Source organism: Paenisporosarcina sp. P5_A11, assembly GCF_056400705.1.
In genome coordinates, this window is the sequence record NZ_JBFUKT010000128.1 from 1 (window position 1) to 9,760 (window position 9,760).

General features: G+C 38.2%; 11 protein-coding genes. All 11 read left to right on the forward strand.

Annotated elements, in window-relative coordinates; translation table 11 throughout:
- The first annotated feature begins 72 nt into the window (after positions 1-72).
- Positions 73-351, forward strand: a complete 279-nt coding sequence (locus tag AC1DOS_RS14655) for a DUF503 domain-containing protein (protein WP_108584663.1) — start codon at positions 73-75, stop codon at positions 349-351.
- A gap of 22 nt (positions 352-373) precedes the next feature.
- Positions 374-784, forward strand: coding sequence for a 30S ribosome-binding factor RbfA (gene rbfA, locus AC1DOS_RS14660; RefSeq protein WP_477538094.1), 411 nt, complete (start codon positions 374-376; stop codon positions 782-784).
- 91 nt (positions 785-875) lie between these two features.
- Positions 876-1,808, forward strand: a complete 933-nt coding sequence (gene truB, locus AC1DOS_RS14665) for a tRNA pseudouridine(55) synthase TruB (RefSeq protein ID WP_477538095.1) — start codon at positions 876-878, stop codon at positions 1,806-1,808.
- Positions 1,805-2,755: a riboflavin biosynthesis protein RibF gene (ribF, locus tag AC1DOS_RS14670; RefSeq protein ID WP_108584668.1), complete on the forward strand. Its 951-nt coding sequence runs from the start codon at positions 1,805-1,807 to the stop codon at positions 2,753-2,755. The genes truB and ribF overlap by 4 nt, the downstream gene beginning before the upstream one ends.
- 134 nt (positions 2,756-2,889) lie before the next feature.
- The gene (gene rpsO / locus AC1DOS_RS14675) at positions 2,890-3,159 is read left to right on the forward strand and encodes a 30S ribosomal protein S15 (RefSeq protein WP_024534986.1); all 270 of its coding nucleotides are present in this window, start codon (positions 2,890-2,892) and stop codon (positions 3,157-3,159) included.
- Positions 3,160-3,346: 187 nt separating this feature from the next.
- On the forward strand, positions 3,347-5,467 hold the full coding sequence (gene pnp, locus AC1DOS_RS14680; RefSeq protein ID WP_108584669.1) for a polyribonucleotide nucleotidyltransferase: 2,121 nt from the start codon (positions 3,347-3,349) through the stop codon (positions 5,465-5,467).
- A gap of 73 nt (positions 5,468-5,540) precedes the next feature.
- Positions 5,541-6,779, forward strand: coding sequence for a M16 family metallopeptidase (locus AC1DOS_RS14685; protein ID WP_108584671.1), 1,239 nt, complete (start codon positions 5,541-5,543; stop codon positions 6,777-6,779).
- Positions 6,780-7,605: 826 nt separating this feature from the next.
- Entirely contained in the window at positions 7,606-7,875 is a 270-nt protein-coding gene (locus tag AC1DOS_RS14690) for a YlmC/YmxH family sporulation protein (RefSeq protein WP_108584672.1), read from the forward strand.
- The gene (locus AC1DOS_RS14695) at positions 7,872-8,675 is read left to right on the forward strand and encodes a hypothetical protein (RefSeq protein WP_108584673.1); all 804 of its coding nucleotides are present in this window, start codon (positions 7,872-7,874) and stop codon (positions 8,673-8,675) included. Before AC1DOS_RS14690 ends, AC1DOS_RS14695 begins: the two co-directional genes overlap by 4 nt.
- 13 nt (positions 8,676-8,688) lie before the next feature.
- Positions 8,689-9,273: a dipicolinate synthase subunit B gene (locus AC1DOS_RS14700; protein WP_108584675.1), complete on the forward strand. Its 585-nt coding sequence runs from the start codon at positions 8,689-8,691 to the stop codon at positions 9,271-9,273.
- Between the two features lie 87 nt (positions 9,274-9,360).
- Positions 9,361-9,760, forward strand: a 400-nt coding sequence (locus AC1DOS_RS14705) for an aspartate-semialdehyde dehydrogenase (protein WP_477538096.1), incomplete at its 3' end; no start/stop codon positions are given.

Here is a 9,760-nt window from a genome sequence, read left to right on the forward strand (position 1 = left end):
TGTGAAAAACTATCATGATGTTAAAGAAGGCGACATTATTGAAGCATTCGTAATGGAAGAAATCAAACGCAAATGATTTCATATGCGGAATGCGAATTCATCATTCCGACTTCCCATTCGTTAAAAGAGAAGCGCGCTGTCCTGCAGCGCATGCTTACTCGAACGAAGCAAAAGTTTAACGTATCGATTTCTGAGATAGATCATCAAGATAAATGGCAAAGGACTCGTATTGCGATTGTTTGTGTCGCTTCTTCTAGTGACGCAAGCGACCGTGAACTGACCCACGCCATACATTACTTGGAATCTAATCCAGAGTGGGAACGAACGGAAACTATCCGTGAACACTTATAGATAGAACAGAGGTGAAGCCACCATGGCGAATCGCTCAAATCGAGTAGCAGAACAAATGAAAAAAGAATTAGGCGAAATCATAGCTCGTAAACTAAAAGACCCGCGTATTGGGTTTGTCACTGTAACGGATGTTGAAGTTACAGGTGATTTACAACAAGCAACTGTCTTTATTACCGTTCTCGGAGATGATAGGAAACGTCGCGAAACGTTAAAAGGTTTAACTCAAGCTAAAGGATTCATGCGTACTGAAATTGGTCAACGAATTCGATTACGTAAGACACCAGAACTTATGTTTGAACTCGATAAGTCTTTTGATTACGGGAATAAAATCGATAACTTACTTAGACAGATCAAAACTGAAGAAGTTGAGCTTGAAGAAATCAATACTGATGAAGTTGAGATTAAAGAAATCAAAACTGAAGAAGTTGAATAACCAAAAGAAGTCTGCGAAACTTAGTTTTAGCAGGCTTCTTTCCTATTTACAAAATACATAATACATAATACGTATAAAGGAGTGGGACCGGATGCAAAACGGCATTCTTCCGCTATGGAAAGAAAAAGGGATGACGTCCCACGATTGCGTCTTTAAACTACGTAAAATTTTAAAAATGAAACGCATCGGCCATACAGGAACTTTAGATCCAAGTGTTGAGGGAGTCCTCCCGATTTGTTTAGGGGAATCGACAAAAGTAGCAGAGTACCTCACTAACGCAGGGAAAATTTACGAAGCTGAAGTGACGATTGGTATATCCACTACTACAGAAGACGCAGACGGAGAGGTTGTGGAAAGTAATGATTCAWACAAACAATTTTCCCGCCAAGATATCCTTGCAGCTTTAACTGAATTAACTGGAACTATCGAACAAACCCCACCTATGTATTCAGCAGTAAAAGTAAATGGTAAAAAACTCTACGAATATGCACGCGCTGGAATTTCAATAGATAGACCGACAAGACAAGTAAATATTTACGAATTATCTCTACTAAGTGAAGAAACCAGTTTTTCTGGCGAACGAGTATCATTTAACATTCGTGTGTCGTGTAGCAAAGGAACCTATATTCGGACGCTTGCTGTTCAAATAGGCGAGAAACTTGGATATCCTGCACATATGTCGAAGTTAGTACGTACAGCGTCTGGTACATTTACAGCGGCCAATTGTTTTACTTTAAAACAAGTCCAAGATTTGGTAGATCAAAATTCATTAAAAGATAATTTATATGAATTAGATTATGCTCTCGAAGACATGCCGAAGTTTGAGGTTCCCAATCACTTAGAAAAAGCAATTCAAAATGGACAAGTATTAGATGCAATTAACGCGCTTCAGTCACAAGAACGAATAGTTTTTACTAGATTTGGACGAGCAGTTGCAGTTTATGTCAACCACCCTTCCAAGGAAGGTAAGATGAAACCTGAAAAAATGTTTAATCGATTACCTAAAGAAGGAGATGCGGAATGAACACTGTACATTTATCCTATCCACACCACATAAGTGATTCATCAATTACTGGTCCGTTTTCTTTAGCGATTGGATTTTTTGATGGCATACACCGTGGCCATCGAGAAGTTATTGGACATGCAAAAAGAGTAGCAGAAGAGCAAGGATTAAGATTAGCGGTCATGACATTTGATCCCCACCCTTCGATTGTCCTTGGAAAACGAAATGAAAAAGTATTTTATATTACTCCACTTGAACAAAAATTAGATTTGCTTCAATCAATGGGTGTAGATACAACATTCGTGGTTCGCTTTACATCTGATTTTGCCCAATTAACTCCAGAAAATTTTGTTGATACATTTATTCGTCAATTGAATGTAAAGCATGTAACAGCAGGGTACGATTTTACTTTTGGTTCTTGTGGAAAAGGCAATATGGAGATAATGAAAGAATTAGCCCAAAACGATTTTCATGTATCGGTCGTTGAAAAAAAATCAGCTGATAGTGAAAAAATTAGTTCTACACGTATTCGACAAGCATTAACATTAGGTAACATGGAAAATGTTCTTGAATTGCTCGGTAGACCTTTTCAAATTCCAGGAATAGTTGTTCATGGAGACAAGCGAGGTCGAACAATCGGCTTCCCAACGGCCAATATCCAGCCAAAAGAAGGATTTTATATTCCTGCAACTGGTGTCTATGCAGTCAGAATGTTAGTGCAAGACGAATGGGTAGATGGTGTTTGCAATGTTGGGTATAAACCAACGTTTAAAAATCCAGAAGAAAAACACTTAACAATTGAAGTTCATTTATTTAATTTTGATAAGAACATTTATGGAGAAGAAGTCTTCGTTGACTGGTATCATCATATTAGAGATGAACGTAAATTTGATGGCATTGATTCGTTAAAACATCAAATTGAAAAAGATAAACAAACAGCTATATCATTTCTTCAACTGTCTACTTAAGAGTTGCAAAGAAGTAGTGAATGTGCTACTATTCTTAAGTGCATAGAGATATGCCTAACCGTTGCTTGGCAGTGCGAATCACCAACGCTTGCTCGGTAATTGGGGATATTATGASAGTATTGGAGGTGAACCGGATGGCAATTACACAAGAACGTAAAAATGAACTTATCGCTGAGTATCGTACTCATGAAAGCGACACTGGTTCTGCAGACATTCAAATCGCTGTGTTAACAGAAGATATTAACAACTTGAACGAACATTTACGTACACACAAGAAAGATCATCACTCACGTCGTGGCCTTTTCAAAATGGTAGGACGTCGTCGTAACTTGTTAAAATACTTACGTGAAAACGAAGTATCACGTTACCGTGACTTGATCGCTAAACTTGGTTTACGTCGATAAAATGCATTTTAGTGAAAGCGGGATTCGTCCCGCTTTTTCTTTATGTTCAAAAAGATTTCTCTGTATAGAATCCACTCTCAATTGACATTTTTATAATTTATCGCATGATAAACGCTTTTTTGATACACTACTAATGATACATACAACTATATTTACTAGGATTTTTAGAACGAGAGGAGTTCATTCAATGCCAGAAAAACAAATTTTTAATTTCGAGTGGGCAGGTCGTCCATTGCAAGTAGAAGTAGGCAAATATGCAAAACAAGCAAATGGTGCAGTAATGGTCCGTTATGGAGATTCTACAGTGCTTTCAACAGCAACTGCTTCAAAACATCCGAAGCCATTAGATTTCTTCCCACTTACGTGTAACTATGAAGAGCGTCTTTACGCAGCAGGGAAAATTCCAGGTGGTTTCATTAAACGTGAAGGACGTCCATCAGAAAATGCAGTATTGACTAGTCGTTTGATTGACCGTCCAATCCGTCCTTTATTCCCAGATGGCTTCCGTAATGAAGTGCAAGTTATTTCAATCGTTATGTCTGTAGACCAAGATTGCACTACAGAAATGGCAGCGATGTTAGGTTCATCATTAGCATTGTCAGTTTCTGATATTCCTTTCGATGGCCCAATTGCAGGCGTACAAGTAGGATTAATTGATGGTCAATTTATCATTAACCCGACACAAGCTCAATTGGCATTAAGCACGATTGATTTAATCGTTGCTGGAACAAAAGATGCAATTAACATGGTAGAAGCAGGGGCTCTTGAAGTAACTGAAGAAGTAATGTTAGAAGCAATCATGTTCGGTCATGATGAAATTAAAAAATTAATCGCTTTCCAAGAAGAAGTTGTCGCAGTTATGGGCAAACAAAAAACAGATATCAAACTTTATGAACTAGATGCTGAACTTTCTGCTGAGATTAATGAAATGTGCGAAACTAAATTAAATAGTGCTATTCAAGTGTATGAAAAACACGCACGAGAAGTAGCGATAAATGAAGTTAAAGATGAGGTTATAGCAACATTCGTTGAACGTGAAGCAGATGATGCAACACTTAAACAAGTTCGTCAAATTTTAGATAAAATGGTGAAAGAAGAAGTTCGCCGTTTAATTACTGAAGATAAAGTACGTCCTGATGGTCGTAAATTAGACGAAATCCGTCCATTATCATCTGAGACAGGTGTCTTACCTAGAACACATGGTTCTGGATTGTTCACTCGTGGGCAAACTCAAGCACTTAGCATTGCTACTTTAGGTGCATTAGGTGATGTTCAAATAATTGATGGTTTAGGGATTGAAGAATCTAAACGTTTCATGCATCATTATAATTTCCCGCAATTCAGTGTTGGGGAAACGGGTCCTCTTCGTGGTCCAGGTCGTCGTGAAATCGGTCACGGTGCATTAGGTGAACGTGCATTAAAAGCAGTACTACCAGACGAAAAAGAATTCCCATATACAATTCGTTTAGTATCAGAAGTACTTGAATCTAACGGTTCTACGTCTCAAGCAAGTATTTGTGCTTCAACTCTTGCAATGATGGATGCAGGTGTTCCAATCAAAGCGCCAGTTGCAGGTATTGCTATGGGTCTTATCAAACGCGGTGATAACTATTCTGTTCTTTCGGATATTCAAGGAATGGAAGATCACCTAGGCGATATGGACTTCAAAGTTGCAGGTACAGCTAAAGGTGTTACTGCACTTCAAATGGATATTAAAATCGATGGCTTATCACGTAGCATTTTAGAAGAAGCATTGACACAAGCAAAAATTGGTCGTATGCATATTTTAGAAAGCATGATGGCTACAATTTCTGAACCACGCACGAAGTTGTCTAAATTCGCTCCGAAAATTGTCATGGTTAAAATTAATCCTGATAAGATTCGTGACGTAATTGGACCGGGTGGTAAACAAATTAATAAAATCATTGATGAAACAGGCGTTAAAATTGATACAGAGCAAGATGGATCAATTTATATTTCTTCAATTGATGAAGACATGATCGCTCGTGCAAAAGAGATTATTGAAAACATTGTACGTGTTGCTGTTGTTGGTGAGTACTTCATGGGTAAAGTGAAACGTATAGAAAAATTCGGTGCTTTCGTAGAAATCTTTACGGGCAAAGATGGACTTCTGCATATTTCTGAAATTCAAGAAGAACGCACAAAAGCAGTTGAAGATGTACTGAAACTTGATGACGAATTAAAAGTTAAAGTTATTGAAATCGATAACCAAGGCCGTGTAAACTTATCACGAAAAATCGTCGTAAAAGAAGAAAAAGAAGCAGCTGAGAAAGCTCAAGCTGAATAATAAACAATGAAAAAGGTTGCCAACTGCTTAGATGGCAATCTTTTTTTTCGAAATAATGGGGGTTTAATTTACTGTGTTACAAAAAAGAACAAGTCAAAATGGTGTTAGAATAGTCTATGAACATATACCGCACGTTCGGTCTGTCGCTGTAGGTGTATGGGTAGATGTAGGGTCGAGACATGAAACACCCGAAGAGAATGGTTTAACTCACTTCATCGAACATATGCTTTTTAAAGGAACAGCCACTAGAACTGCACGTCAAATTGCTGAAGAATTCGATCGTATTGGCGGGTATGTCAATGCATTTACGTCAAAAGAGCAAACATGCTACTACGCAAAAGTATTAGATCATCATGCGAAGCATGCAATATCAGTATTGGCCGATATGTTTTTCCATTCACAATTTGATGAACAAGAATTAGATAAAGAACGTCAAGTCGTCCTAGAAGAAATCTTAATGGTCGAAGATACACCTGACGATGATGTCCACGAACAATTATGGAATGTCATGTATCCAAATCAACCATTAGGTGCCTCAATTTTAGGGACGAAAGCGTCGCTTGAAACATTTAATAAAGATTCCATCCATCAATTTATGGACCATCACTATCGACCTGAACATATTGTCATTTCAGTTGCTGGAAATATTCCGGATGGTTTAATTGACTTTATCGATTCGTTATTTGGTCATTTTGGATCAAGTTCAACTCTTCTTGATCGTCATTCTTTAAGTCTCCCAATATTTAACTCAGGAGAATCTCATAAGTCACGCGAAACGGAACAAGGACATATTTGTCTAGGCTATCCAGGCTTAAGCGTTAAGGATAAGCAGATTTATGATTTAGTGGTCTTAAATAACATCTTAGGTGGCAATATGTCGTCTCGACTATTCCAAGAAGTTCGTGAAGAAAAGGCATTAGCCTATTCAATTTATTCCTATCATTCCTCTTACGTAGATTCTGGATCAGTGGCCATCTATGGAGGAACTTCCAGTAACCAATTGCAAGAACTCAAAGAAACGATCCATGAAACCATTCAAAAAGTAGTGGATGATGGGGTTACAGAAACTGAAGTGAATGATGCAAAAGAACAATTAAAAGGCAATTTAATGCTCGGTTTAGAAAGCACCAATGCCCGAATGAATCGTAATGGGAAAAACGAGCTTATTTTTAAAGAACACAAAACATATGATGAAGTATTGCAGTCAATTGATGAAGTACACATTCATAAAGTACAAAAACTAGTGACTGATATTTTCGCACATCAACCTGCCATTTCAATCATTACTCCAAAAAAAGACAATCCACTGTGATTGTCTTTTTTTTTTTGACAGCTGTGGATTTTTTAGTAACTCACTTTATCACTCAGGTTTCCKGGGAGCTTCCACAATATTGCAACATTAACTAATGAGGTAATAAGTGGATTAGACCCAGTCACATTCCCCTCATAATGTTCCAGGTAATCCTGCGTCTCGAATTTCTTTCGTCGCTCCCCTACAACCTTCGAGCAAATTATTTATTTATTTTGGTTTACAAATGAATCGACACTATTCTTTGAAGAACCAAGCAACCGAAGATGCCATTTCGGCTGCTACCGCATTTCTTTATTTTGGATAGTTGTTTCATTAAGTGGAGAGGGTTGAGGAAAGTCACAAATTTAAGAACATTTATGTCAGTATCAGCAACCGTCTATTATTTTGTAAAGTGTGAATCACTTTTAGTAAAAGTAATTCAGAAGATAAAATTAGCGGAAATAGGCCGAAATAGTATCTTCGGCCGAATATTTACATAAAGAAATCAACAATTCTCTAGTAAAACAAATCATCATTTCTGAGCGAGTCCAGGTTGAAAGGGAGCGAAGGACGCGCACCCGCCGCAGGATGATCTAAGAAAAGGGATGGGCGAAGTGACAAAGTCACAAGCCCATCCCTTTGTTCTTTAGCTCATGGTGCAGCAGGTAAAGCGTCCGGAGCGACCTGGTAACCTAACTTCTTCAGTAAATGCAATTAGGGTTTCGGTTTTAGTTGTAGTCACTTAATTATTTTGAATATTTCTCAACCTCTGTTAAGTTGCTTTTCAGTGAACATGTGATTCTTTCTTTGCATATATTTAAGGAGATGAACATGGAGGAGGAGTCATATGTTGCTATCAGAAATGGCAGTGAAGGAATTAATTCAAATTGAAGATGGCAAACGTTTTGGATTACTTGCCGATACCGAATTGCTTTTTGAACCAACCAGTGGAAAAATCATTGGATTTCTTGTATTAAAAGAACAGGGAAACCGACCATTCAAAGCAAAATCAACACAAAAAAACGTCTATATCGCATGGGAAGACATCATCCTCATCGGCGAAGATCGAATTCTCTTTACAAAAACATCACACTTACATTCGGACCAAACCATATGACGACGAATCTAAAGTGGTGCGTCATTGGTACAGATCCACGGATGGAAAAACTCTCAATTTTATTGAAAAACTTAAACGTTCAAGTGCTATATCTACAAACAAAAGCATGGAGTTACCAAGTAGAAAGAGACTTAATGGCATTCGAACCAGATATCTTAGTGCTACCCATACAACCACTAGAAGTAGTAACAGATACAATCGGACTGGATTATTTCGAAAACGTCCAAAAATGTTTTGTCGGCAAATTATCTCCTGAATGGACACGCTTTTTTGAAGCAAGTGAAATCGACATTGAACCATATCTCGAGAATGAAAAATTTATTTGGCTAAATGCAAAATTAACTGCCGAAGGATTTATTGCGGCATATTATTTAGAAGAGCACGAAACGGTTGCTGGCAAACATTTCATGATCTCTGGGTTCGGGCGCGTAGCAAAACTATTAGCATCACAGCTTAAGCGGATGGATGCCTATCCGAAAATTGTTGTGAGATCAGCCGTTCAATTAGCAGAAGCACAAGCCATGGGCTATGAAGTGAAAAAATTAGAACATGGCATATCATGTGAGCAGTCGATATTTATTAACACAATACCTGCTAAATGGCTAACAGCAGACTATCACTCTTTATTAACAACTTGCCAAAGATTTTATGATGTTGCTTCTTCACCTGGATGTTTAGCTCTAGAAGGAGACTTTTCACATACCTATAGATTGTATACGTCTCTACCAGGGCAATTTTTAAAAGAAGATGCAGCAAAGCTGCTATTTAATTGTGTTACCGAATCAGTAAAAAACATCTAATAGGAGGAACGTTGTGTTACAAGGTAAGCGAATTGGGTTTGGCATCACTGCCTCACATTGTACGTATGAAGAAGTAGTGCCTAAAATCACTGTATTAAGAGAACAAGGAGCCATTGTTGTACCTGTAGTGTCACATTCCGTCTTGGTAGCTGCTACGCGCTTTGGTACTGGGGACGAGTGGGTAAGAAAAATCGAAGAAGCCTCTGGAGCAAAAGTCATTTCAACAATTGCTGATGCAGAGCCACTGGGTCCTAAAACACCTCTCGATTGCATGGTCATTGCACCAATGACAGGTAATTCAATTAGCCGCTTCGCGAATGCTGCTACAGATTCACCTGTACTGATGGCTGCCAAAGCGACGATGCGTACTGGTAAACCTGTTGTCCTTGGCATTTCGACCAATGATGCACTCGGTTTAAATGGCGTCAATGTCATGAGATTGTTAAATGCCAAACACATTTATTTCATTCCTTTTGGTCAAGATGATCCGTTTAAAAAACCTAACTCCCTAATCTCCGATTTTAATCTCATTGTCCCAACGATTGTTAAAGCATTAGAGCATCAACAACTCCAACCTGTATTAATCCAACACAACTAGTCGGATTAATTTTCATGCACAATCACGCAATTTTATGATACAATACCGACATTATGACCATTTAGTTGGCTAGAGGGAGTGAGTGTCATGTCGAAGAATTACACAGTTGCTGTAGTTGGTGCAACCGGTGYAGTAGGCGAGAAAATGATGGAACAACTACAGAAACGAAATTTTCCTATAAAACATATAAAGTTTTTGGCATCTAAACGTTCAGCTGGAAAGAGTATTGAATTTAAAGGTCAGTCCTACACGATTGAAGAAGCAACACCTGAAGAATTTGATGGAGTTGATATTGCGTTATTTAGTGCAGGTGGTGCAGTTTCAAAAATTCTTGCACCGGAAGCTGCGAAGCGAGGAGCAGTCGTAATTGATAATACGAGTGCTTTTCGAATGGTAGTGGATATTCCACTGGTAGTGCCAGAAGTGAATCCACAAGATCTTAAATCACACTCAGGTATTATAGCGAATCCGAATTGTTCTACTATAC